Genomic DNA, 23,973 nt, shown 5'->3' on the forward strand with positions numbered 1-23,973 from the left:
GTACCGATCAGGTCGGGGTATCAACATATCTGGCGTTGACTTTTGGCACGCTGTTGAGTTCTCAAGGAACGGACGCTTCCTTTGTACTCACCCTCTCGGGCTTTCCTCCGGGCGCTTCCCTTCGGTCTTGCGTTTCCGACTCTATCAGATCCTTTTCGATCCGATTCCCGGTCGGCGGGTCTTGTCGAATGCGTTCGGGCTTTCGCTCGTCGGCCTTTCGACATTCACTACGTTAGCCGATTTCTCCGTGGACTCATAATCGAGTCCCGCGAGTTTGAATTCAGGCATGCGGACATGCCGAATTCGCTCCCGCTGAGGGAAGTCGTAGGTAGTGGGTTGGCCGCTTCCGGCTACGGGCGACTGCCCTACCCCGGTCAAGCGGCTCGGGCCACGTTACGCGTCTGCCCAAGGAGAGTCAACTTCGGCGCTTCCTTGGGACATGCGCCCGGTACGGGCTCACCGTCGGGTCGTCGGCGACCCAGTAGCGCCAGGGGTGCACGCCGCCTTCGCCGGCCACACCGGTCCTGGGCCCGTTGCGTACCTGGTCACCGGGGACGGGGGCGCCGGTCAGGATGCGCAGCGGGGTGTCCTCGGTCGTGCACGCGTCCGTGCCGTTCAGGGCGCGGTCCACGCCCAGGGCGGTGGCGAGGCGGGCCGGGCCTTTGGCCAGTTCCTTGTCGTTGCGGGCGGATTGCCGACGGGTCCGGGCCAGCTCGGCGCCCTCGATGATCTCGCCGGCGCGGAGCAGGACCGCGCTCGCCCTGCCCTCGGGACCGCACACCAGGTTCATGCAGAACCACATGCCGTAGGTGAAGTAGACGTACACGTGTCCGGGGGGACCGAACATCACGTCGTTGCGGGGGGTGCGACCGCGGTAGGCGTGGGAGCCGGGGTCGTTCTGACCGTCGTAGGCCTCCACCTCCGTCAGACGGAGGGCGATCGGGCCGTCGGGGGTGCCGCGCACCAGGACGCGGCCCAGGAGGTCGGGGGCCACCTCGAGAATGGGGCGGTCGAAGAAATCCCTGGGCAAGGGCGTACGGTCGGGGCTCGCGATCATGCCGTCCGAGCGTAACGCAGCCGGGACCGTGCGCGGGGTGGTCAGGGAGCGTCCGCCTTGCCAGGGTGTGGGGCGCGGAACCGGCCACGGCCGGATCGCGTTTGTAGGGATCGAGGATTCACACGCAAGCCTGGAGAGGGAGAGACATGGCGTTCAAGAAGCTGCTCGCGAGCCTGGGGGCCGGCGGGGCTTCGGTTGAGACCGTGCTGAGCGAGGTCAACGTCGTACCGGGGGGTGTCGTCCAGGGCGAGGTGCGGATCCAGGGAGGGTCCGTCGACCAGGAGATCGAAGGGCTGTCGGTCGGGCTCCAGGCCAAGGTCGAGGTGGAGAGCGGCGACCAGGAGTACAAGCAGGACATCGAGTTCACCAAGGTGCGGCTCGGTGGCGCCTTCCAGCTGAAGGCCGGTGCAGTGCACGCGGTGCCGTTCGGCCTGGAGATCCCGTGGGAGACGCCGATCACCATGATCGACGGGCAGTCGTTGCGCGGGATGAACATCGGCGTCACCACGGAGCTGGAGATCGCGCGCGCCGTGGACTCCGGTGACCTGGATCCGATCAACGTGCACCCGCTGCCGGCGCAGAAGGCGATCCTGGACGCGTTCATCGGCCTGGGCTTCCGCTTCAAGAGCGCTGACATGGAGCGCGGCCACATCCGGGGGACGCGGCAGCAGCTGCCCTTCTACCAGGAGATCGAGTTCTTCCCGCCGCAGCAGTACCGCGGGCTGAACCAGGTCGAGCTGAGCTTCGTGGCCGACGCGCAGGCGATGGACGTCGTGCTGGAGATGGACAAGAAGCCCGGTCTGTTCAGCGAGGGCAGCGACACGTTCCGTTCCTTCAAGGTCGGGCTGAACGACTACCAGGGCACCGACTGGACGGCGTACCTCAACCAGTGGCTCTCCGAGGTCGGCAGCAAGCGCAACTGGTTCTGATGGATCTAGGCTCGGTCATCTCTGCACCACACTTTTCAGGAGGTACCGAGGTGACCGAGCTGAAGCGGCGTCCGCTCCCCCATGACTTCCACCCGCCCGTGCCGTCGTTCACCGTCACGAGTGAGGACGTCCCGGAGGGCGGGACGCTCAAGGACGACCAGGTCTACTCCGCCGGCAACACCTCCCCGCACCTGCGGTGGGAGGGTTTCCCCGCCGAGACCAAGAGCTTCGCCGTGACGTGCTACGACCCGGACGCTCCGACGGGCAGCGGGTTCTGGCACTGGGTGGTGTTCGACATCCCGGCCTCGGTGACCGAGCTGCCGGTGGGCGCGGGCAACGGCGCGTTCGAGGGGCTGCCCCAGGGCGCCGTACAGGCGCGCAACGACTACGGCACCAAGGACTTCGGCGGTGCCGCGCCGCCGGCCGGGGACGGTCCGCACCGGTACGTGTTCACGGTGTACGCCGTGGACCAGGAGAAGCTCGGTCCCGACGCGGACGGCACTCCGGCGTTCGTGGGTTTCAACCTGCGGTTCCACACGCTCGCGCGGGCCCAGCTCATCGGTGAGTACGAGGTGCCCGCGGACAGCTGAGTGTTCCGAGCGTTCATGGAACGTTTGCCCGCCCCCGGTCTTGGAATGGATCAGGGGCGGGCATTTTTGTTGCCGGGGGTGGCGGGGGCGCGTCCCTCGTCGGAGCAGCAGATATTGCGTTGTCCATCCCGGCGTGCCCGGCCAGAGTTGTTCCAGCCCGCCAGGGGGTGGGCCGGTGCGCACGGGAGGTGGGCTGTGATGCGGGACACGCTGGTGCTGAACGCGAGCTTCGAGCCGTTGTCGACGGTGACGCTGAATCGAGCCGTCGTGCTGGTGCTCCAGGACAAGGCCGTCGTCGAGCAGGCCCACCCCTCGCTGCGGATGCGCGGAGCCGCGCTGGACATACCCGCGCCTCGGGTGATCAGGCTGTGTCAATACGTACGGGTGCCGTTCCGAAGACGCGCTCCGTGGTCGCGGCGGGGGGTGCTGGTCCGGGACCGGCACCGGTGCGCGTACTGCGGGCGGCGGGCGACGACCGTGGACCACGTGGTGCCGCGGTCGCACGGCGGGCAGGACACGTGGCTGAACACGGTGGCCTCGTGTGCGGAGGACAATCACCGCAAGGCGAACCGGACGCCGGAGCAGGCGGGGATGCCGTTGCTGCGGAAGCCGTTCGAGCCGACTCCCGCGGATGCGATGTTGCTGGCGCTGGCCCGGGACGACTTCGCTGCGCTGCCGGAGTGGTTGGTTCTGGACGCGGCGTGACGGCTGCGCCGTCGGGGCTGGGGTTTTTCCGCCGGGTGCGGGCCGGTCGTGGCTGGTCGCGCAGTTCCCCGCGCCCCCAGGGGCGTAGGGACTGCCCGGCGTTCAGGAGAACCCTCAGTCGATCGTCGGCTTCTCGCGGCGTTCCTGGGGCGGGACGCTCGCGCCGCCGTTGCCGCCTCCGCTGCCCGAGCCGCCGCCCAGGCCGCCGAGGTTGCCCATGGCGCCGGAGAGGCCCTTGAGGGCGTCGCCGATTTCGCTGGGGACGATCCAGAGCTTGTTGGCGTCGCCCTCGGCAATCTTGGGGAGCATCTGGAGGTACTGGTAGGAGAGCAGCTTCTGGTCCGGGTCGCCGGCGTGGATGGCCTCGAAGACGGTGCGGACGGCCTGGGCCTCGCCCTCGGCGCGCAGTGCGGCGGCCTTGGCCTCACCCTCGGCGCGCAGGATCTGGGACTGCTTCTCGCCCTCGGCGCGCAGGATCTCGGACTGCCGGACACCTTCGGCCTGGAGGATCGCGGCGCGCTTGTCGCGGTCGGCGCGCATCTGCTTCTCCATCGAGTCCTGGATGGAGGTGGGCGGTTCGATGGCCTTGAGCTCTACGCGGTTGACGCGGATGCCCCACTTGCCGGTGGCCTCGTCGAGGACGCCGCGCAGTGCCGCGTTGATCTCCTCGCGGGAGGTCAGGGTCCGCTCCAGGTCCATGCCGCCGATGATGTTGCGCAGGGTGGTGACGGTGAGCTGCTCGATCGCCTGGATGTAGCTGGCGACCTCGTAGGTCGCGGCGCGGGCGTCGGTCACCTGGTAGTAGATGACGGTGTCGATGTTGACGACCAGGTTGTCCTGGGTGATGACCGGCTGCGGCGGGAAGGGGACGACCTGTTCACGCAGGTCGATGCGGTTGCGGATGGTGTCGATGAACGGGACCACGATGTTGAGGCCCGCGTTGAGTGTCCGCGTGTAGCGGCCGAAGCGCTCGACGATGGCGGCGCTGGCCTGTGGAATGACCTGGATGGTCTTGATCAGGGCGATGAAGACCAACACCACCAGGATGATCAGGACGATGATGACCGGTTCCATCGTGGGTGTCCGTCCCCTTCTCCGCCTCGGCGCTCCGGCAGATCCTTTTGACCAGGTCCTGTTGGGCCTGGCTGACCCTGACTACTGCTGATCTTACGGCTGTTGAGGATCTTGCTGGTCGAGTCTGTCAGACCGTCGTACGACGCGGGGGACGTTCGGGCCACTTGTGCACGACCAGGTCACATGATGACGGCCGTGGCCCCGTCGATCTCCACGACGTCCACTTCCTCCCCGGGCTCGAAGGCACGCCCGGTGTCCAGGGACCGTGCCGACCAGATCTCCCCGGCCAGTTTGATCCGGCCGCCCGAGCCGTCCACCCGCTCCATCACGACGGCCTGTCTGCCTCTCAGGGCGTCCACTCCCGTGGCCAGTTGGGGCTGTTGGGAGCGGTGTCGGGCGGCGATGGGCCGGACGACGGCGATGAGGGCGACCGAGACGATGACGAAGACGAGTACCTGGACGACGAGGTCCGCGCCCAGTCCGGAGGCGACGGCCGCGGCGACCGCGCCGACGGCGAACATCCCGAACTCCGGCATCGCGGTCACGACGAGCGGGATTCCGAGCGCTGCCGCGGCGACGAGCCACCACACCCATGCGTCGATGTCGTTCACGCTGTCATGGTAGGTCCGTTGGGACCACCGGGGACAGGGCGCACGGGGGGCGGGTCAGGACAGCGGGAGCCCCTTCGCGGTCCACCGGTCCCCGGCCTGCTCGACGATGAGCGGGAGTCCGAAGCACAGGGACAGGTTGCGGGAGGTGAGTTCGAGTTCCAGCGGTCCGGCGGCCAGGACCTGGCCCTGACGGATCATCAGGACGTGGGTGAAGCCCGGGGCGATCTCCTCGACGTGGTGGGTCACCATGATCATGGAGGGCGCGATGGGGTCGCGGGCGAGCCGGCCGAGGCGGCGGACGAGGTCCTCGCGGCCGCCGAGGTCGAGACCGGCGGCAGGCTCGTCGAGGAGCAGCAGCTCGGGGTCGGTCATCAGGGCGCGGGCGATCAGCGTGCGCTTGCGCTCGCCCTCGGAGAGGGTGCCGAACCTGCGGTCCAGGTACTCGTTCATGCCGAGGCGGTCGAGGAAGGCGCGGGCGCGCTGCTCGTCGATGTCCTCGTACTCCTCCTGCCAGCCGGCGGTCATGCCGTACGCGGCGGTGAGCACGGTCTGCAGGACGGTCTGGCGCTTGGGCAGCTTGTCGGCCATGGCGATGCCGGCGACGCCGATGCGCGGGCGCAGCTCGAAGACGTCGGTGCCGGGCTTGCCGAGGGTCTCGCCGAGGATGGTGGCGGTGCCGGTGCTCGGGTAGAGGTAGCTGGACGCGACGTTGAGGAGGGTGGTCTTGCCGGCGCCGTTGGGGCCGAGGATGACCCAGCGCTCGCCCTCCTTGACCGACCAGGAGACCTGGTCCACCAGAGCCCGGCCCTCGCGGACCACGGATACGTCCTGAAGCTCCAGAACATCGCTCATGAGCGCGTTGTCTCCCCTTGCATTGTGGCCGGTCTCGGCTGTCGCGTACACCTGTGACTCGGGCCGCGGCGCCGGTGGGCGCAGGCCCCTCCAGGAAATCTACGCCACCGGTCGGCCGCACCGTTCCATCGGTCCGGTCCTTAGGGTGGGGGGATGCTCTCGGAACCACGCGCAGGGCGCCTTGCCGCCTGGGGAAATGCCCTTATTGCCCATATGGTCTCGCCGGACGACGCCGCGGTCGCGGTCGTGGGCGAGGACGCGGTGCACCGGGTGGAGGGGCTGCCGGGTGAAGACGCGCCGGTCGGTCTCACACTGGCGCTGGGGCGGCTGCGGGCGCTCGGGGCGTCCGGGCTGCGGGTCGCGCTGCCCGCGCCGGGGCATCCGCTGGGGCTGAGCGGGCCGCCGGAGTTCAACGCCCGGGCGCTGGAGGCCGAGGAGGCGGTGATCTGCGAGGGGGCCGCGCTGGGGCTGGTGCCGGAGGTGTACGAGGCGGGGCCCGAGGGTGACGTGCACGTCGAGGTCGTGTGGCACTGCCTGCCGGTGCGGGAGGCGCCGCCGGCGGACGTGCCCTCGCTCGGGGAGGCGGAGCGGGAGCTGGCGGAGGCGTTGCGGGACGCGACGGAGATGCTGACGCGGCTCGACGTCGCCGGGTCGGGACCGGTGGCGGAGGCGGCGGTCGCGGCCTATCGGGCGCGGGCGGAGCGGGGCCGGGAGGTGCTGGCGCCGGGGTATCCGCCGCGGGCGGTGCGGGTGCTGGAGCTGGCGCAGCGGGTGGGGATGCTGGTGTCGCTGGCGTCCGAGAACGGGCACGGGGGTGCGGTGAGCGCGTCCGAGATGGCCGCGCGGGGGGAGGCGCTCAGGCCGGTGGAGCGGGTGGCTCGGCGGGCGCAGGTGGCTGCGTACAACTCCGTTGTGGTGGAGCGGGGGATGCGGTGACCGTTTCTCCGGCTTGTGCTCCGTGCTGGTGTGACCGTCCCGGGGGCTGCGCCCCCGGACCCCGCTTTCGGCCCTGAACGGGCCTCGTCCTCAAGCGCCGGACGGGCTGGTTGATGCCGATGCGGCCTCCCAGTGGTCCCGGGAGGCCGCAGGCATCGTTTGCGACCGACGTCAGTGGTTGACGCCCAGGTTGCCGAAGGCCGGGTTGAGGACGCCGATGACGTTGACGCTGTTGCCGACGGCGTTGACCGGGATGTGGATCGGTGCCTGGACCAGGTTGCCGGAGGCGACGCCCGGGGAGCCGATGGCCTCGCCGTGGGCGTGGGAGCCGCCGTCGGTGGCGGAGGCCATGCCCGCACCGGCGGCGATCAGGCCGCCGGCCACCATCGTCACGGCCGCTGCCTTCTTCAGGTTCTTCACTTACAAGCCCTCCTTGCGATCACCGCGGCAGTCGCCGTGGTGCGCACTGAAGAACGGCCGGACCCCTCGAAGGATGCGCCATATGGGGGACATTCCCACGACGGTATGAATCTCCGACCGGAGGGGAACCCTCCGTCGTGCCGCCGCGTACGGGGTCAGCCCGCCACGCCGTGGCGTACGGCCCACAGGGCGGCCTGGGTACGGTCCGCGAGGTCGAGTTTCATCAGGATGTTCGAGACGTGGGTTTTCACCGTCTTCTCCGAGAGGACCAGCGCACGCGCGATCTCCCGGTTGGAGCGGCCGTCCGCTATCAGGCCCAGCACCTCGCGTTCCCGCTCCGTGAGGGACCCGGCCCGGCCGGGCCCGGGGCTGCTCTCCTCCTGGCTCAGGAGGGCGCCCGCGATCTCGGGCTGGAGCAGGATGTGGCCGGCGTGGACGGAGCGGATGGCACCGGCCAGCGCGTCGGGGTCGACGTCCTTGTACACGTACCCGGCCGCGCCCGCGCGCAGAGCCGGGACCACGGTGCGCTGCTCGGTGAAGCTGGTGACGATCAGCACGCGCGCGTGGTTGTCCAGTTCCCGGAGCCTGCGCAGCGCCTCGACGCCGTCCATGCCCGGCATCTTGACGTCCATGAGGATCACGTCGGGTTTCAGCTCCTGGGCGCGGTCGACGCCCGCGGCGCCGTCCGCGGCCTCGCCGACCACCTCGATGTCGTCCTGTACCTCCAGGAAGGTGCGCAGTCCCCGGCGGACCACCTGGTGGTCGTCGACGAGCAGCACCTTGATCGCCTCAGCCACCGGGAACCTCCATCTCGATCGTGGTGCCCTCGCCGGGCGCGGACCGCACGGTCAGCCGGCCGCCGGTGCCGCTCGCCCGGTCGCGCATCGAGACCAGGCCGAGGTGGCGTCCGGCGCGGCGCACCGTGCGCGGGTCGAAACCGCCGCCGTCGTCGGTGATCCGCAGGACGGTTCCGGTGCCCCGCCGGTGCAGGGTCACCTGGACGTGCTCCGCCCCGGAGTGGCGCAGGGCGTTGTGCAGTGCCTCCTGGGCCACCCGCAGCATCGCCTCCTCCTGGGCGGCGGGCAGGGCCTTGACGCCGTGGCCGGTGAAGGTCACGCGCGCGGTGTGGGCGCGGTCGAGGACCTGGATCTGGGTGCGCAGGGTGGCGACGAGGCCGTCCTCCTCCAGCGCGGCGGGACGCAGCTCGACGACGGCGGCGCGCAGCTCGTCGGCGGCCTCGGCGGCGAGCGTGGCGACCTGGTGCAGCTCGCCCTTGGCCCGCGCGGGGTCGCGGTCGACCAGGGCGGTGGCGGCCTGGGCGGTCAGGCGCAGCGAGAACAGCTTCTGGCTGACCGCGTCGTGCAGCTCGTGGGCGAGGCGGGAGCGCTCCTCGGCGATGGTCAGCTCGCGGCTGCGCTCGTACAGGCGCGCGTTGGTCAGGGCGATCGCGGCGTGCTGGGCGAGGATGCCGAGCAGTTCCTCGTCGTCCTGCGTGAAGCCGCAGGTACCCGTCGGTTTCGGACAGTTCTTGTTCGCCAGGAACAGGGCCCCGAGCACCTCGTCGCCGTCCCGGATCGGCAGGCCGAGGAAGTCGACCAGGTCGGGGTGGGCGGAGGGCCAGCCGCCGAAGCGGGGGTCCTTGCGGACGTCGCCGAGGCGCTCGGGGGTGGCCTCGTGGAGCATCGCGGCGAGGATGCCGTGCTGACGCGGCAGGGGGCCGATGGCCTTCCACTGCTCGTCGCTGACGCCGTCGACCACGAACTGGGCGAAACCGCCGTGGTCGTCGGGGACGCCGAGGGCGGCGTACTGCGCGTCGAGCAGCTCGCGGGCCGAGGCGACGATCGTCTTGAGGACGTCGCGCACCTCGAGGTGCCTGCTCATGGCCAGCAGCGCGGAACTCACCGCGGTGAGGCCGGACCGGGGGCCGTGACTCATGTCCTCAAGGTACTCGCGAGGGCCGGGGGCGGGATCGGCCCGGTGACGGGCGTCGCCTAGGGCGGTGGGACTAGGTCCGGGGTCCCGTCCGTCGGGCCTAGGGCGAAGGGCCCTCCCCGGTCGGGACCCGTGCCGGAGGTGACCGCCGGCGCCGGGTTCCTACGTTGGGACCACGCCGGCCGGACGGACGGCGGGGACGACGAAGGGGACGGGTGTCATGCCGGTTGCGATCATCACGGGGGCGTCCAGGGGACTGGGCCGGGCGCTCGCCGAGGCCCTGGCGGCACGGGGGTGGGACCTGGTGCTGGACGCCAGGAATCCCGAGGTGCTGAAGGAGGCGGCGACGGCCCTGGAGGCGTACGGCACGCGCGTGACGGCGTTGTCCGGCGACGTCACCGACTCCTGGCACCGGACCGGGCTGGTGACCGAGGCCCGGCGGCTGGGCGGCGTGGATCTGCTGGTCAGCAACGCGAGCGCGCTGGGCGCCGAGCCGCTGGTGCGGCTGGCCGAGCTGCCCCTGGAGGGCCTGCGGAGGGCTCTGGAGGTGAATGTGGTGGCCGCGCTGGGCCTGGTCCATGAGGCGCTGCCGTTGCTGCGGGCGGCTCCCGCGGGCACGGTGGTGACCATCAGCTCGGACGCGGCCGCCGAGGCGTACGAGACGTGGGGCGGCTACGGGGCGTCCAAGGCGGCCCTGGACCAGCTGGCGGCGGTACTGGGCGCCGAGGAGCCGGGGCTGCGGGTCTGGGCGGTCGATCCGGGCGACATGGCCACGGACCTGTACGCGGCGGCCGTGCCGGACGACGACGCCCCGCGGCCCGATCCGGCGAGTGTGGTGCCGGCGCTGCTGCGGCTGCTGGACGAGCGTCCGGCGAGCGGGCGCTACGGGGCTCCGGCGTTGCTGGAGGCGCGCTGATGTCGTCGCTGGCGGTACGGGTCCCGGAGGAGCTGTCGGCCCGGGTGCCGGTCGAGCAGCGGGAGCCGGGGCTCGACCGGGACGGCGTACGGCTGCTGGTGTCGCGCGGCACCGAGGTGTCGCACCACGCGTTCGCGGAGCTGCCGGAGCTGCTGCGGGCCGGTGATCTGCTGGTGGTCAACACCTCGCCCACGCTGGCCGCCGCGGTGGACGGCCGGGTCGGGCACGCGCGCGTGGTGGTGCACTTCTCGACGCGCGGGGACGACGGCCGGTGGGCGGTGGAGCTGCGGGAGCCGGACGGGAGGGGCACCACGCGCGCGCGTACGGACGTGACGGGCGCCCCGCGCGCGCGTGCGGAGGGAAAGGGAGTGCAGGGGCGCGGGTGCGGTGGCTTGGCGGGGACGAAGGTGCGGCTGCCGGGTGGTGCGCGGCTGGTGCTGGAGGAGCCGCTGAGCGCGCGCGGGGAGCGGTTGTGGTGGGCGCGGGTGTCGGGAGCGGAGGTACCCGCGCTGCTGCGGGAGCACGGGCGGCCCATCCGGTACTCCTACACGGCGCGGGACCAGCCGCTGTCCGTCTACCAGACGGTGTTCGCGCTGCCGTCCGCGGACGGGACGGGCAGTGCGGAGATGCCGAGCGCGGCGCGGCCCTTCACGGCGCGGCTGGTGGCGGAGCTGGTGAGCCGTGGGGTGCAGTTCGCGCCGGTGTCGCTGCACACGGGGGTGGCCTCGGCGGAGTCGCACGAGCCGCCGTATCCGGAGCGGTTCGCGGTGCCTCAGGCGTCGGCGCGGCTGATCAACGCCGTGCGCGCCGGTGACGGGCGGGTGGTGGCGGTGGGGACGACGGCCGTACGGGCGGTGGAGTCGGCGGCCGGGGCCGACGGGGTCGTACGGGCGCGGGCCGGGTGGACGGATCTGGTGGTGACCCCGGAGCGCGGGGTGCGGGTGGTGGAGGGCCTGCTGACCGGGCTGCACGAGCCGGAGGCCTCGCATCTGCTGATGCTGGAGGCGGTGGCGGGGCGGGCCGCGATCGACCGCGGGTACGAGGCGGCGGTGCGGGGCCGCTACCTGTGGCACGAGTTCGGGGACGTCCATCTCCTCCTGCCGTAGGAGGGCCGCGGACACCCACTCACACTTTGCATTGCTCCAGCAACTAACAGTGAGAACTGCGGGGGGTCGATGTGAGCCCGCGCATAGGGCGCACGTCACGTACGAAGGGGAGTAGGAGAGCGACTCGTCCGTTTTGAGCGGGGCAGATGGTCCAATCTGCCCCGCTTTGCCGTTCCCTGATCCACTATCTCGGATCGTACGTCACACCTTTGCCTCGGGATTTTGCGGCCGCTAAGAATTGCACTCGTCGCTCAGCGCCGTGGGTTCTCCCCCGCGGCGTTTGTGCCGGAAGCACCCCCTGTCCCCACCGGACGAGAGCGACCTCCGCGCTATTCGAAGAGGTCTATCCCGCCATGCTCAAGAACATCCTTCCCCGTGGTCGCAGTCGCTCCCTGAACCGCACGCACAAGATCGCGATAGCCGGTGTCGGCACGCTCGGCGCCGCCGCCGTCGCCTTCACCGCCGTCCCGGCCAGCGGTCAGACGACGACCACGAGCGAGGCCGCTCCGACGGCCAAGGTGGCGTACAGCACCAAGCAGATCCAGGACGTGCACGCCGGTGTCACCGGCCAGCTCGCCGGCGCGAGCCAGAAGGCCGCCGCCATCGAGGCCAAGCAGGAGGCGGCCGCCAAGAAGGCGACCGCCGCGAAGAAGGCCGCTGCCGAGAAGGCCGCCGCCAAGCGTGCGGCGAAGGAGACCACCAGCCGGTCCGCCAAGCGCACCGAGGTCAAGAAGGCCGCGCCGAAGTCCTACCCGAACAACCTCGACGGCTGGATCCGCGAGGCCCGGGCCATCATGAAGAAGCACGGTATCCCCGGAACCTACGAGGGCATCCACCGCAACATCATGCGGGAGTCCTCCGGCAACCCGAAGGCCATCAACGACTGGGACATCAACGCCATCAACGGCATCCCGTCGAAGGGCCTGCTCCAGGTCATCCCGCCGACGTTCGAGGCCTACCACGTGTCCGGCACCTCGAAGAACATCTACGACCCGGTCGCCAACATCGTCGCCGCGTGCAACTACGCCGCGGACAAGTACGGCACCATGGACAACGTCGACAGCGCGTACTGAGGTCGGCGCGGATCTCTTCACGACGTCGCCGACGCCGCACCGTACGCCGAAGGGCGGCACCCTCCTGACGGGGTGCCGCCCTTCGGGGCGTGCGCGGGGGCTTTCTGGCCCGCCGGGCCTCGGTCTACTTGCGCATGACCTCGGGCTCGTGCCGGCGCAGGAAGCGGGCGACGAAGAAGCCGCAGATCACGCCGAGGACGATCAGCGCGGCCATGTCCATGCCCCAGGCTCCCACGGTGTGCTCCCACAGCGGGTCCGCCTCGGCCCCCTTCTCGGGCGGGCTGATCTTGTTGAAGTCCAGCGTGGCACCGGCCGCGGCGACCGCCCAGCGCGAGGGCATCAGGTACGAGAACTGGTTGACGCCGACCGCGCCGTTCAGGGCGAAGAGGCAGCCGGTGAAGACGACCTGGATGATCGCGAACATCACCAGCAGCGGCATGGTCTTCTCGGCGGTCTTCACCAGCGAGGAGATGACCAGGCCGAACATCATCGAGGTGAAGCCCAGCGCCATGATCGGCAGCGACAGCTCGACCAGCGTCGCGCCGCCCAGGACCAGCCCCTCATCGGGGATCTCGCGGGTGGCGAAGCCGATCACACCGACCAGCAGGCCCTGGAACACCGTGATCAGGCCGAGCACGAAGACCTTGGACATCAGGTACGCGGACCGGGACAGGCCCGTCGCGCGTTCCCGCTCGTAGATCACCCGTTCCTTGATCAGCTCACGGACCGAGTTCGCGGCACCGGCGAAGCACGCGCCGACCGCGAGGATCAGCAGGACCGTGGTGGCGGTGCCGTTGGGAATGATCCGTCCGGTCTGCGGGTTCGCCGGGTTGGGCAGCAGGCCCTTGTCCGCGTCGATGAGCAGGCTGACCGCGCCCAGCACCGCCGGCAGGATCACCATCAGGGCCAGGAAGCCCTTGTCGGAGGCGATGACCGACACATAGCGCCGCACCAGCGTGACGAACTGGGACATCCAGCCCTGCGGTTTCGGCGGCTTCATCGCCTGCATCGGCGACACCTGTACGGACTGCGGCGCGACGGCGTCAAGGTCCGCGGCGTACATCTGGTAGTGCTGCGAGCCCTTCCAGCGGCCCGCCCAGTCGTAGTCGCGGTAGTTCTCGAAGGCGGAGAAGACGTCGGCCCAGGTGTCGTAGCCGAAGAAGTTCAGCGCCTCCTCCGGCGGGCCGAAGTAGGCCACGGAACCGCCCGGCGCCATCACCAGCAGCTTGTCGCAGGTCGCCAGCTCGGCCACCGAGTGGGTGACGACGAGGACGGTACGGCCGTCGTCGGCGAGGCCGCGCAGCAGCTGCATGACATCACGGTCCATGCCCGGGTCGAGGCCGGAGGTCGGCTCGTCCAGGAAGATCAGCGACGGCTTGGTGAGCAGCTCCAGGGCGACGGACACGCGCTTGCGCTGCCCGCCGGACAGGGACGTGACCTTCTTGTCCTTGTGGATGTCCAGCTTCAGCTCGCGCAGCACCTCGTCGATGCGGGCGTTGCGCTCCGCGCCGGTGGTGTCGGCCGGGAAGCGGAGCTTCGCCGCGTACTTGAGCGCCTTCTTGACGGTCAGCTCCTTGTGCAGGATGTCGTCCTGCGGGACCAGACCGATGCGCTGGCGCAGCTCGGCGAACTGCTTGTAGAGGTTCCGGTTGTCGTAGAGGACCTCGCCCTGGTCGGCGGGCCGGTAGCCGGTGAGCGCCTTGAGCAGGGTCGACTTGCCGGAGCCGGACGGGCCGATGACGGCGATCAGCGACTTCTCGGGTACGCCGAAGGAGACGTCCTTGAGGATCTGCTTGCCGCCGTCGACCGTGACGGTCAGGTGCCGGGCGGAGAAGGAGACCTCACCGGTGTCGACGAACTCCTCGAGCCGGTCGCCGACGATCTGGAACGTCGAGTGGCCGACACCGACGATGTCGGTCGGGCCGAGCAGCTGGGAGCCGCCCTTGGCGATCGGCTGGCCGTTGACGTACGTGCCGTTGTGCGAGCCGAGGTCGCGGATCTCCATGCGCCCGTCGGGCGTCGAGTGGAACTCCGCGTGGTGGCGCGAGACCTGGAGGTCGGAGACGACCAGTTCGTTCTCCAGGGCACGGCCGATGCGCATGACGCGGCCGAGCGAGAACTGGTGGAACGTGGTCGGGCTGCGGTCCCCGTAGACCGGTGGCGCCCCCGCCGCGCCGCCTGATCCCTGCTGCTGGGGGAAGTGCGGCGCGGCCTGCTGCGGCTGCGGCGCGGCCTGCTGCGGTGACTGTTGCTGCTGCCAGCCGGCCTGCTGGGCCTGGTGCTGCTGCCCTTGCTGCTGCGGCGCCTGCTGGGGCGGCGCCTGCTGCTGGAACGGCTCCTGCGCGGGCGGTGCCTGCTGCGCCCAGCCCGCGTTCGCGCCCTGTGCGGCGTACGGCTGCTGCTGCGGCTGGGACTGCGGCGTGCCGGCCGGGGCCTGGGCGCCGGTCAGGCTCACCCGCGGCCCGTCGGTCGCGTTGCCGAGGTTCAGCACCGTGCCGGTGCCGAGCTCCATCTGCTGGACCCGCTGCCCGTGCACGAACGTGCCGTTGGTGCTGCCGTGGTCCTCGACCACCCAACTGCGGCCGTTGAAACTGATCGTGGCATGCCGCCAGGAGACCCTGGCGTCGTCGAAAACAAGCTCCCCCTGCGGATCGCGTCCTAGCGCGTATGACCGGGACGGATCGAGCGTCCAGGTCCGTCCATTGGATTCCAGTACGAGTTCCGGCACTCCATGCCCCACTGAGTTGTCCCCCGATGTGCTCCCGTCGCGGGGAGTCTAGGGATGTCGAACATCGGGGGGAACTATTTCAGGCTCGGGGCCCTGACCGAAAGTCGGGCCTTGTGAAGAGTGCGTAGGCGCCCATCGGCCGTACCCGTTGACGGGGTTGAAACCTGCCCGGAGAGTGGTATTCCACGCGAGGGGGACATGCGCGGCAACCTGACCGCGCAGCGGATCGGGGGGTCTGCCATGAACGCGTCCACGAGCGCCGGAACCGAGGGGGACGGCACCCGTGTGCCGTGGGGCGACGTGCTGCTGTCCGCGATCGCCTCCGTGAGCTGGGCGTTGATCGGCATGGCGGGCACGGCGGCGCTCGGTCTGCATCTGCTGGACGCGGACGCGGCGGGTTCGCTCGGGCCGATGACCGCGGCGGTCGTGGCGCTCGGGGCGGGCGGTGCGGTCACACCGGCCGGTGATGTCTCCTCGTTCGGTCTGAAAGGGGCCCAGGCGCACACGGCCGTCGAGATCACGCCACTGGGGGTGGGCCTGGCCGGGGCGCTGTTCCTGGCCTTCTTCTTCCTGCGGTCCCTGCGGGCGGCCGGAGCCGTCGTCACTCCCGCCGAACTCCTCGCGCGCGTGGGCGCGGTGGTGGCGCTGTTCGTCGCGATGACGGACGGACTGGCCTGGGCGGGGCACGACGTCGTCACGATCGACGGCGCCTCGCTCGGGCTCGACGACCTGCCCGGCGGCGGGGAAGGCGGAGGCGGTGGGCTGGACATTCCCGGGCTCGGTGACGTGGGCGACATCGGCGGACTGCTGCCCGACCGGATCGGTGACCTCGTGGACGCCCGGGCCGCCGTCGGGTTCACCGTCGACACCGCGCCGACGGTACTGGGCGGTCTCGTCTGGTCCGCGGCGGTGCTGCTGATCGCGTTGCTGGCCTCGCGCCGCACTCCGCTGCCGCGCGGGTGGGAGGCCGTGCACCGGGTGGTGCGGCCGGCGGTGTCCGCCCTGGTCACGGTGGCCCTGACGGCGGTGGCGGCCGGGCTCGCGGCTGCAGCCTGGGCGGCGATCGGCGACGACCACCCCCGGCGGATCGCGGGGGCCGCGCTGCTGGGCGCGCCGAACGGGGTCTGGCCCGGCCTCGCGATCGGCCTGTTCGTGCCGTGGGACGGGCGGGCCACCGGTGCGCTGGCCGGGGTCCTCCCGGCTCCTCTCGACGACCTGCTCGGCTCCGGCACCGAGCGGCCGGTCACACTGGGGCGGCTGGCGGAGCTGGACGGACGGGTGTGGCTGCTGGGGGTGGCCGCGGCGCTGATGATGCTGCTGGCCGGGGTGCTGACGGCGGTACGGACGCCGGTGGGGCCCGACGACACGCGTCCACTCGTCTTCTCCCTGCGCTGTGCGCTGCGGCTGGGCGTCGCCACCGCGGTGACCCTGCCGCTGCTGGCCCGCCTCACCGAGGTGTCCGTGGACGCCTCCCTGTCGGTGCTCGGCATCGACGCCTTCGGCGCGGGCATCGACCTGCGCGGCCGTCTCGGCGCGGCCCTGCTGCTGGGCGCCGCCTGGGGCGCGGGGGCGGGAGCCGCCGGGGCGCTGCTGGCGCGGGTGAGCGGGGCGGCGGGGACCCGGGCGACGGGCTTGGCACGCGGTGCCGGGTCGGTGACGGAGGGTGGGGGCGCGAACGCGGGCGCGGGCGGTCCGGCGTGGGCGGGCTCGGAACCGTACCGGCCGGGCACACCGCACCGGCCGCCCGATCCGGGCACCAATCCCTACCTGCGGGTGCGGGAGGGAGCGGGGTCCGGGACCGGCACAGCGCCGGGACCGAGGGGACCCTCGGGAGAACCCGAGGACGCCCGCCCGGCGGGGACGGCTCCGCCGGCACGCGACGAGGCGCCCCCACGGGAGCCCGGGCCTACGCCGTCGGGCTCGCAGCCGCCCGCAGGCACGGGGCACGGGCAGGCACAGGGAGGGAGCGGCGTGGGCCGTCGGGGCGGTGGCCCCGGGCGGTACGCCGAGGGGGCAGGCCGGGAAGACGGCGGGGCGGACCCTCGGTCCGACGACGACGTGTACGGCGCCCCCACGGTGGCCGGGCCCCTGGGACCGCCCCCTGGAACCCCGCGACGACCACCGCGCCCGGGCGAACGGCCACCGTCCCGCCCCTGGGGCGAGGGCCCTCCGCCGCCTCCGCCCCCACCCCCCGCACCGCCCCGGCGCCCCCGGGACGGGCAGTGAGGGCCCAGCCCTCCGGTCCCCGGCGGCGCAGGTCTACCCGCCACCGCGCCCGGGGCGGCCCCGCAGTTGCCGCGCGGGCACCGCGGTGGGGCCGTGGGATCTCCGGTGGTGCGGGCCGTGGGATCTCCGGTGGTGCGGGCCGCCGGGACGGAGGACCCTGCTCGCTCGGCGGTCTCCGCGCGTCCACGCGCCCCGGCCACCGCCCACCGTGGCCGGCCCCGGCCATGCCGGGACTGCTCTCGTGTCCGGGGCCGCCCCGCAGTGCCGCGCGGGCACCGCGGTAGGGGCGGAGGGCCGTCTCCGGTAATGCGGGCCGCCGGGCCGGAGGACCCGGCTCGCTCGGCGGTCTCCGCGCGTCCACGCGCCCCGGCCACCGCCCACCGTGGCCGGCCCCGGCCACGCCGGGACTGCCCTCGTGCCCGGGGCCGCCCCGCAGTGCCGCGCGGGCACCGCGGTAGGGGCGGAGGACCGTCTCCGGTGGTGCGGGCCGCCGGGACGGAGGACCCGGCTCGCTCGGCGGTCTCCGCGCGTCCACGCGCCCCGGTCACCCGCCCACCGGAGCCGGGCCCCGGCCACGCCGGGACTGCTCTCGCCCCTCCCCGCGAGTCCTGTCCGCCAGTCGGACCTCGGGGGCGGGCGGCACCGCGTGCCGGATACGGTGGGAACACCATGAGCGCTTCGCAGACCTCTGACGTTCCCACTCTTCTCGTCAAGATCTTCGGCAAGGACCGGCCCGGCATCACGGCCGGCCTCTTCGACACTCTCGCCGCCTACTCCGTCGATGTCGTCGACATCGAGCAGGTCGTCACCCGTGGCCGGATCGTGCTGTGCGCGCTCGTGACCGAGCCGCCCCGTGGTCTGGAGGGCGATCTGCGGGCGACCGTCCACAGCTGGGCGGAGTCGCTGAAGCTGCAGGCGGAGATCATCTCCGGTATCGGCGACAACCGGCCGCGCGGTCTCGGCCGCTCCCTGGTGACGGTGCTGGGGCACCCGCTGACCGCGGAGGCCACCGCCGCCATAGCGGCCCGGATCACCGAGTCCGGGAGCAACATCGACCGTATCTTCCGGCTGGCCAAGTACCCGGTGACCGCCGTCGAGTTCGCGGTGTCCGGCGTGGCGACCGAACCGCTGCGCACGGCCCTGGCCACCGAGGCCGCGGCGCTCGGCGTGGACATCGCGGTCGTCGCGGCGGGGCTGCACCGGCGGGCGCAGCGCCTGGTGGTGATGGACGTGGACTCCACACTGATCCAGGACGAGGTCATCGAGCTGTTCGCCGCGCACGCCGGCTGCGAGGACGAGGTCGCCGAGGTGACGGCGGCCGCGATGCGCGGGGAGCTGGACTTCGAGCAGTCGCTGCACGCGCGCGTGGCCCTGCTGGCGGGTCTTGACGCCTCGGTGGTGGACAAGGTGCGCGCCGAGGTGCGGCTGACGCCGGGCGCCCGCACCCTGATCCGCACGCTGAAGCGGCTCGGCTACCAGGTGGGCGTCGTCTCCGGCGGCTTCACCCAGGTCACCGACGCCTTGCAGGAGCAGCTGGGGCTGGACTTCGCCCAGGCCAACACGCTGGAGATCGTCGACGGCAGGCTGACCGGCCGGGTCACCGGGGAGATCGTGGACCGGGCGGGCAAGGCGCGGCTGCTGCGCCGGTTCGCCGCCGAGGCGGGCGTACCGCTGTCGCAGACCGTGGCGATCGGTGACGGCGCCAACGACCTGGACATGCTGAACGCGGCCGGGCTCGGGGTCGCCTTCAACGCCAAGCCGGTGGTGCGCGAGGCGGCGCACACCGCGGTGAACGTCCCCTTCCTGGACACGGTGCTCTATCTGCTGGGCATCACCCGCGAGGAGGTCGAGGCCGCGGACACGCTGGACGAGGGCCTCGGCGAGAGCCTGGGGCTGCCCGCAGAGCGGCCCTGACCCGGCGGAAGTACGGACGGACGCCCGGCACGGCGAGGGCCCGGACCGCGCGGGTGCCGGGCCCTGTCACGTGGGGGCGGGTCAGTCGGTCGGCGCCCAGTAGTCGACCAGGGCGGCCCGGCCGGGCTCCACGTCCTTCCAGGAGCCCGTGAAGGTCAGGACGGCGAAGGCGGCGGTCGGGAAGCCCCGGCGGTCGATCCGCGCGCGGACCTCGTCCTCGGCCGAGCCGGCCAGGATCTCGGTCAGCGCCTCCATGCCCGGGTTGTGGCCGATCACCAGCACGTTCCGCAGGTCGTCGGGGGTCTCGTTGAGCACGGCGATCAGCTCGCCGGGCGAGGCATCGTAGATCCGCTCCTCGTAGACGGTTTTCGGCCGGTGCGGGAACTCCTGGACGGCGAGTTTCCAGGTCTCGCGGGTGCGGACCGAGGTCGAGCACAGGGCCTGGTCGAAGGGCACGCCGGTGTCCGCCAGCCGACGCCCGGCCTCCGCGGCGTCCATGCGGCCCCGGTCGGCGAGCGGTCGCTCGTGGTCGGTCACCTGTGGCCAGTCGGCTTTCGCATGCCGGAAGAGAACAATCCTGCGGAGTTCTGCGACGCTCATGTCATCCAGCTTCGCATGAAACAGGCCATGGGGCTCTGGGAGTTGACACGCGGGCTCGACACGGGAGCGGGCAGTCGGGGCTCAGCGCGCGGTCAGCTGCTCCAGCCGCTCCAGGAGGTGGGCCATCGCGGGCTGCTCCGCGGCCGCGTGGGCGTCGGCGGGCTCGAGTATCAGCAGGAGCAGCGCGACGAAGGCGAGCACGGGCAGGGCGAGGGCCCACCAGGGCAGCCGGCTGTCGACGCCGCCCCGGGTCGCCTGGGGAGGCCGGGTGTAGGTAGGGGCCGACATGAGTGCCTCCGCTGGTCTTCGGGCGTCCCTGGTCCGTGCTCCGCGGCCCGCCTGTCGCGGGCACATCTCGAAGGTACGGAATCCACGGGGCCCAACCCATCCGGAGGTCCACCCACTTGACCCTGACCCTGACCCCCTAGGGGACGGGGGGTTAACCCCACCGTCCGGCCGCCGGGGGCGGGGTCGTCACGGCGAGGCGATCGTCGCGATGACGCCGATGATCACGAAGATCGCGAGGAAGGCGCCGAAGACGATCAGCATCTTCTTCTGGCCGTGCTGGGGGTTCGGGTCGAGGACTGGCATACGGCAAGTCTCGCATCCCCCGCGCGGGCCCGGGTCAGCGGGCCGCCGCCTCGTCCTCCACCGTGCGGTCGCGCCCGGCCAGGACGCCCACCACGATCTGCGGCACCATCAGCGCGCTCATCAGGGCGATCGGCAGCCCCCAGCCGCCGCTGTGCTGGTAGAGCACGCCCACCAGGAGGGGACCCGGGATGGAGATCAGGTAGCCGGTGCTCTGTGCGAAGGCGGACAGCTGGGCGACGCCCGCTCCCGTCCTGGCCCGCATCCCGACCATGGTCAGCGCCAGCGGGAAGGCGCAGTTGGAGACGCCGAGCAGCAGGGCCCAGGCCCAGGCGCCGCCGACCGGGGCGAAGTACAGGCCGGCGTATCCGGCGAGCCCGCACAGGCCGAGGACCAGCACGATCGGGCCCTGGTGGGGCAGGCGGGTCGCCACGCGCGGGATGACGAAGGCGAGCGGCACGCCCATCACCATGATGACGGCGAGCAGCAGCCCGGCGGTGCCTGCGGACACTCCGGAGTCCCGGAAGATCTGCGCCATCCAGCCCATCGTGATGTAGGCGGCGGTGGCCTGGAGGCCGAAGAAGACGGCGAGCGCCCAGGCCGTGCGGCTGCGGGTGATCCGCAGCGGGGGCAGTTCCGCGGGCTGCTCGCCCTCCCGTCCCGGCGACGGCGTGGACGGCGCCGTGGAGGTGGACGTCGTCCGGTTCCGTACGAACGGGATCCAGGGCAGGACGGCCAGCGCGGGCAGCACGGCCCAGACCGCGAGGCCGGGCTGCCAGTGACCGCCCAGCGCGTTCGTCACCGGCACGGTCGCCGCGGCGGCGACGGAGGTGCCGAAGGCGAGGGCCATCGAGTACAGGCCGGTCATGGAACCGACGCGGTCGGGGAAGTACCGCTTGACGATGACCGGCATCAGGACGTTGCTGACCGCGATGCCCATCAGTGCCAGGGCGGTGGCGGCCAGGAAGCCGCCCGTGCCGCCGATGTACGGGCGTATCAGCAGGCCCGCGGTGATGGCGGCCATGCCGGCGCAGACCACCGCGCCGGGCCCGAAGCGGCGGGCCAGCCGGGGAGCGGTGACCCCGAAGACGGCGAAGCAGAGCGGCGGCACGGAGGTGAGCAGTCCGGCGATGCTGCCGCTCATGCCGAGCCCGTCGCGGACCTCCTCCAGGAGCGCGCCCAGGCTCGTGATGGCGGGGCGCAGGTTCACCGCGGCCAGGACGATGCCGAGGACGAGCAGCCGGGTCGTCCACGTCGTCCACGCGCGCGTGGCGGGCCCTTCGCCGGGCACCTCGGGCACACCGCTCCCGGCACGCGCCTGGGCGCGTGCCTCCGTAGGGGCCTCCGTACGTGTCTCCGTCCGGGTTTCGTCACTAGCCATGAGACCCATCATAGAATCATGGGATGATTGCTTGTCCACTCACTCGTCCACTCGTGTGGGAAGGTGAGCCATGCCGCTGAGCCATCCCCGCCGTTCGGCACTCTCCGAGCAGGTCATCGCCGCGCTGCGGCAGCAGATCGCCTCGGGCGAGTGGCCGGTCGGCTCCCGCATCCCCACCGAGCCCGAACTGGTCGAGCAGCTCGGCGTCGCCCGGAACACGATCCGTGAGGCGGTCCGCGCGCTGGCCCACAACGGTCTGCTGGACATCCGCCAGGGCTCGGGCACGTACGTCGTGGCGACCAGCGAACTGGCCGGCGTGATGCAGCGCCGCTTCGCCGACGCCGCCCCCCAGCACATCGCCGAGCTCCGTTCCACGCTGGAGTCGGCCGCCGCGCGCCTGGCCGCCGAACGGCGCACGGAGAAGGACCTCAAGCAGATCGACGCCCTGCTGCTGCGGCGGGAGGAGGCCTGGGAGTCGGGTGAGGCGGAGGCCTTCGTGGCAGCCGACGCCACGTTCCACCTGGCGGTCGTGGCCGCCTCGCACAACGACGTGATGACCGCGATGTACGCGGACCTGAGCGAGGTGCTGCGGGACTGGCTGCGGGGCGACGTGGGCGAGGGCATGTCCCCGGCGACGCACATGGACCACGGCCGGCTGGTGGACGCGATCCGCGCGCGCGACGCGGCGACGGCCGCGGAGGAGGCCGCCGCCTATCCGTTCGTGTGCCGGCCGGGGCTGTTCGGTCCGTCCTCGGGCGGCTGACCCGGACCGGCCGCGGCGCCGAGCCGCTCCGGCACAGCACGAGGGCCCGCACCCCGTACGGGACGCGGGCCCTCGGCGAGGGGTGCGGTCAGGCGCCGATGGCGTGCAGCCCGCCGTCGACGTGGACGATCTCGCCCGTGGTCTTCGGGAACCAGTCGCTCAGCAGCGCGACGATGCCGCGGCCGGCCGGCTCCGGGTCCTTCAGGTCCCACTCCAGCGGGGAGCGGGTGTCCCACACGGAGGCCAGCTCGCTGAAGCCCGGGATGGACTTGGCGGCCATGGAACCGATCGGGCCCGCCGAGATCAGATTGCAGCGGATGTTCTGCTTGGCCAGGTCACGGGCCATGTAGCGGCTGGTGGCCTCCAGCGCGGCCTTGGCCGGGCCCATCCAGTCGTACTGCGGCCAGGCGAACTGCGCGTCGAAGGTGAGGCCGACGATCGAACCGCCGTTCTGCATCAGCGGCAGGCAGGCCATGGTCAGCGACTTCAGGGAGAACGCCGAGACGTGCATGGCGGTGGCGACCGACTCGAACGGCGCGTTGAGGAAGTTGCCGCCGAGGGCGTCCTGCGGGGCGAAGCCGATGGAGTGCACGACGCCGTCGAGACCGCCCAGCTCCTCGTCGACCACGTCGGCGAGCCGGGCGAGGTGCTCCTCGTTGGTGACGTCCAGCTCGATGACCTTGGCGGGCTTCGGCAGCTTCTTGGCGATGCGCTCGGTCAGGGTGGGGCGCGGGAACGCGGTGAGGATGACCTCGGCGCCCTGCTCCTGGGCCAGCTTCGCGGCGTGGAAGGCGATGGAGGACTCCGTCAGCACTCCGGTGATCAGGACGCGCTTGCCCTCGAGAATTCCGCTCATGGTGTTCAGTGACCCATTCCCAGTCCGCCGTCAACGGGGATGACGGCTCCAGTGATGTACGAGGCGTCGTCCGAGGCGAGGAACCGCACCGTCGCGGCGATCTCCTCCGGCCGCGCGTACCGCCCCAGCGGCACCTGCGACACGATGTTGGCCCGCTGCTCGTCGGTGAGCACCTTGGTCATGTCGGTGTCGACGAAGCCGGGCGCGACGACGTTGAAGGTGATGTTGCGCGACCCCAGCTCCCGGGCGAGGGAACGCGCGAAGCCGACCAGGCCGGCCTTGGAGGCCGCGTAGTTCGCCTGCCCCGCGGAGCCGAGCAGCCCGACCACCGACGAGATGAGGACGACGCGGCCCTTCTTGGCGCGCAGCATGGCGCGGTTGGCGCGCTTGACCACGCGGAAGGTGCCGGTGAGGTTGGTCTCGACGACGGAGGTGAAGTCCTCCTCGGACATGCGCATCAGGAGCTGGTCCTTGGTCACGCCGGCGTTGGCGATCAGGACCTCGACGGGACCGTGGGTCTCCTCGATCTCCTTGTAGGCCTGCTCCACCTGCTCCGTGTCGGTGATGTCGCACTTGACGGCCAGGAAGCCCTCCGGGGGCTCACCCGAGCGGTACGTGATCGCGACGTTGTCGCCGGCGTCGGCGAAGGCGCGGGCGATGGCGAGGCCGATGCCCCGGTTTCCTCCGGTGACGAGAACCGAGCGGCTCAACGGATC

Annotated in this window: 24 protein-coding genes; 10 read left to right on the forward strand and 14 right to left on the reverse strand. The window is 71.7% G+C overall.

Annotated features, from left to right (window positions below; all coding sequences use genetic code 11):
- Positions 1-415: 415 nt before the first annotated feature.
- Entirely contained in the window at positions 416-1,057 is a 642-nt protein-coding gene (locus tag ACZ56V_RS24555) for a DNA-3-methyladenine glycosylase (protein ID WP_468945242.1), read from the reverse strand.
- Positions 1,058-1,203: 146 nt separating this feature from the next.
- Here ACZ56V_RS24555 and ACZ56V_RS24560 point away from each other — a divergent pair, with 146 nt between their 5' ends.
- The 3 genes from ACZ56V_RS24560 to ACZ56V_RS24570 all read left to right on the forward strand — a co-directional run bounded on the left by ACZ56V_RS24560 (position 1,204) and on the right by ACZ56V_RS24570 (position 3,281).
- Positions 1,204-1,986 carry a sporulation protein gene (locus tag ACZ56V_RS24560; RefSeq protein WP_398918771.1) on the forward strand — a complete coding sequence of 261 codons (783 nt, stop codon included), beginning with the start codon at positions 1,204-1,206 and terminating at the stop codon, positions 1,984-1,986.
- 50 nt (positions 1,987-2,036) lie between these two features.
- Positions 2,037-2,576, forward strand: a complete 540-nt coding sequence (locus tag ACZ56V_RS24565) for a YbhB/YbcL family Raf kinase inhibitor-like protein (protein ID WP_468945245.1) — start codon at positions 2,037-2,039, stop codon at positions 2,574-2,576.
- Between the two features lie 198 nt (positions 2,577-2,774).
- Complete coding sequence (locus tag ACZ56V_RS24570) at positions 2,775-3,281, forward strand: HNH endonuclease (RefSeq protein ID WP_003977027.1); 507 nt, start codon at positions 2,775-2,777, stop codon at positions 3,279-3,281.
- 114 nt (positions 3,282-3,395) lie between these two features.
- Here ACZ56V_RS24570 and ACZ56V_RS24575 read toward each other — a convergent pair whose 3' ends face one another.
- The 3 genes from ACZ56V_RS24575 to ACZ56V_RS24585 form a co-directional block, all read right to left on the reverse strand.
- Entirely contained in the window at positions 3,396-4,355 is a 960-nt protein-coding gene (locus ACZ56V_RS24575; RefSeq protein ID WP_356368455.1) for an SPFH domain-containing protein, read from the reverse strand.
- Between the two features lie 179 nt (positions 4,356-4,534).
- On the reverse strand, positions 4,535-4,966 hold the full coding sequence (locus tag ACZ56V_RS24580) for an NfeD family protein (protein WP_356368452.1): 432 nt from the start codon (positions 4,964-4,966) through the stop codon (positions 4,535-4,537).
- A gap of 54 nt (positions 4,967-5,020) precedes the next feature.
- A complete protein-coding gene (locus ACZ56V_RS24585; RefSeq protein ID WP_467383840.1) occupies positions 5,021-5,818 on the reverse strand; it encodes an ABC transporter ATP-binding protein in 798 nt (265 codons plus the stop codon).
- Between the two features lie 153 nt (positions 5,819-5,971).
- On the opposite strand from ACZ56V_RS24585, the gene ACZ56V_RS24590 reads away from it, so the two are divergent.
- Complete coding sequence (locus ACZ56V_RS24590) at positions 5,972-6,754, forward strand: hypothetical protein (protein WP_398918765.1); 783 nt, start codon at positions 5,972-5,974, stop codon at positions 6,752-6,754.
- A 171-nt stretch (positions 6,755-6,925) separates the two neighbouring features.
- On the opposite strand, the gene chpE is transcribed toward ACZ56V_RS24590, so the two are convergent.
- From chpE to ACZ56V_RS24605, 3 genes are all read right to left on the reverse strand, one after another.
- Positions 6,926-7,174: a chaplin ChpE gene (chpE, locus tag ACZ56V_RS24595; RefSeq protein ID WP_030184918.1), complete on the reverse strand. Its 249-nt coding sequence runs from the start codon at positions 7,172-7,174 to the stop codon at positions 6,926-6,928.
- Positions 7,175-7,329: 155 nt separating this feature from the next.
- A complete protein-coding gene (locus ACZ56V_RS24600) occupies positions 7,330-7,971 on the reverse strand; it encodes a response regulator (RefSeq protein ID WP_104636428.1) in 642 nt (213 codons plus the stop codon).
- Complete coding sequence (locus ACZ56V_RS24605) at positions 7,964-9,109, reverse strand: GAF domain-containing sensor histidine kinase (protein ID WP_356368439.1); 1,146 nt, start codon at positions 9,107-9,109, stop codon at positions 7,964-7,966. The genes ACZ56V_RS24600 and ACZ56V_RS24605 overlap by 8 nt, the downstream gene beginning before the upstream one ends.
- Before the next feature lie 217 nt (positions 9,110-9,326).
- Between ACZ56V_RS24605 and ACZ56V_RS24610 the strand changes: the two genes are divergently transcribed.
- The 3 genes from ACZ56V_RS24610 (at position 9,327) to ACZ56V_RS24620 (ending at position 12,201) form a co-directional block, all read left to right on the forward strand.
- On the forward strand, positions 9,327-10,022 hold the full coding sequence (locus ACZ56V_RS24610; protein WP_467383844.1) for an SDR family NAD(P)-dependent oxidoreductase: 696 nt from the start codon (positions 9,327-9,329) through the stop codon (positions 10,020-10,022).
- The gene (locus ACZ56V_RS24615; protein WP_398918758.1) at positions 10,022-11,128 is read left to right on the forward strand and encodes an S-adenosylmethionine:tRNA ribosyltransferase-isomerase; all 1,107 of its coding nucleotides are present in this window, start codon (positions 10,022-10,024) and stop codon (positions 11,126-11,128) included. Before ACZ56V_RS24610 ends, ACZ56V_RS24615 begins: the two co-directional genes overlap by 1 nt.
- A 353-nt stretch (positions 11,129-11,481) precedes the next feature.
- Positions 11,482-12,201: a transglycosylase SLT domain-containing protein gene (locus ACZ56V_RS24620; protein WP_356368430.1), complete on the forward strand. Its 720-nt coding sequence runs from the start codon at positions 11,482-11,484 to the stop codon at positions 12,199-12,201.
- Between the two features lie 124 nt (positions 12,202-12,325).
- Here ACZ56V_RS24620 and ACZ56V_RS24625 read toward each other — a convergent pair whose 3' ends face one another.
- Complete coding sequence (locus ACZ56V_RS24625; protein ID WP_468945257.1) at positions 12,326-14,929, reverse strand: ABC transporter ATP-binding protein/permease; 2,604 nt, start codon at positions 14,927-14,929, stop codon at positions 12,326-12,328.
- Between the two features lie 240 nt (positions 14,930-15,169).
- Between ACZ56V_RS24625 and ACZ56V_RS24630 the strand changes: the two genes are divergently transcribed.
- Complete coding sequence (locus tag ACZ56V_RS24630; protein WP_468945260.1) at positions 15,170-17,155, forward strand: streptophobe family protein; 1,986 nt, start codon at positions 15,170-15,172, stop codon at positions 17,153-17,155.
- Between the two features lie 669 nt (positions 17,156-17,824).
- Positions 17,825-19,069: a phosphoserine phosphatase SerB gene (gene serB, locus ACZ56V_RS24635; RefSeq protein ID WP_356368421.1), complete on the forward strand. Its 1,245-nt coding sequence runs from the start codon at positions 17,825-17,827 to the stop codon at positions 19,067-19,069.
- 81 nt (positions 19,070-19,150) lie between these two features.
- On the opposite strand, the gene ACZ56V_RS24640 is transcribed toward serB, so the two are convergent.
- From ACZ56V_RS24640 to ACZ56V_RS24655, 4 genes are all read right to left on the reverse strand, one after another.
- Entirely contained in the window at positions 19,151-19,669 is a 519-nt protein-coding gene (locus tag ACZ56V_RS24640) for a SixA phosphatase family protein (protein WP_468945264.1), read from the reverse strand.
- Positions 19,670-19,750: 81 nt separating this feature from the next.
- Complete coding sequence (locus ACZ56V_RS24645) at positions 19,751-19,957, reverse strand: hypothetical protein (RefSeq protein ID WP_104635945.1); 207 nt, start codon at positions 19,955-19,957, stop codon at positions 19,751-19,753.
- A gap of 186 nt (positions 19,958-20,143) precedes the next feature.
- Entirely contained in the window at positions 20,144-20,260 is a 117-nt protein-coding gene (locus ACZ56V_RS24650; RefSeq protein ID WP_037922852.1) for an SGM_5486 family transporter-associated protein, read from the reverse strand.
- A gap of 34 nt (positions 20,261-20,294) precedes the next feature.
- Positions 20,295-21,650, reverse strand: coding sequence for a CynX/NimT family MFS transporter (locus ACZ56V_RS24655; protein WP_468945268.1), 1,356 nt, complete (start codon positions 21,648-21,650; stop codon positions 20,295-20,297).
- A 58-nt stretch (positions 21,651-21,708) separates the two neighbouring features.
- Here ACZ56V_RS24655 and ACZ56V_RS24660 point away from each other — a divergent pair, with 58 nt between their 5' ends.
- Positions 21,709-22,401, forward strand: a complete 693-nt coding sequence (locus tag ACZ56V_RS24660) for a FadR/GntR family transcriptional regulator (protein WP_356368410.1) — start codon at positions 21,709-21,711, stop codon at positions 22,399-22,401.
- 88 nt (positions 22,402-22,489) lie between these two features.
- Here the strand turns inward: ACZ56V_RS24660 and fabI are convergent, their stop codons facing one another.
- Positions 22,490-23,257, reverse strand: a complete 768-nt coding sequence (fabI, locus tag ACZ56V_RS24665) for an enoyl-ACP reductase FabI (RefSeq protein WP_468945272.1) — start codon at positions 23,255-23,257, stop codon at positions 22,490-22,492.
- 5 nt (positions 23,258-23,262) lie between these two features.
- Positions 23,263-23,967, reverse strand: coding sequence for a 3-oxoacyl-[acyl-carrier-protein] reductase (gene fabG, locus ACZ56V_RS24670; RefSeq protein ID WP_271415179.1), 705 nt, complete (start codon positions 23,965-23,967; stop codon positions 23,263-23,265).
- Between the last annotated feature and the right edge of the window lie 6 nt (positions 23,968-23,973).

Source organism: Streptomyces sp. NPDC034099, assembly GCF_055575415.1.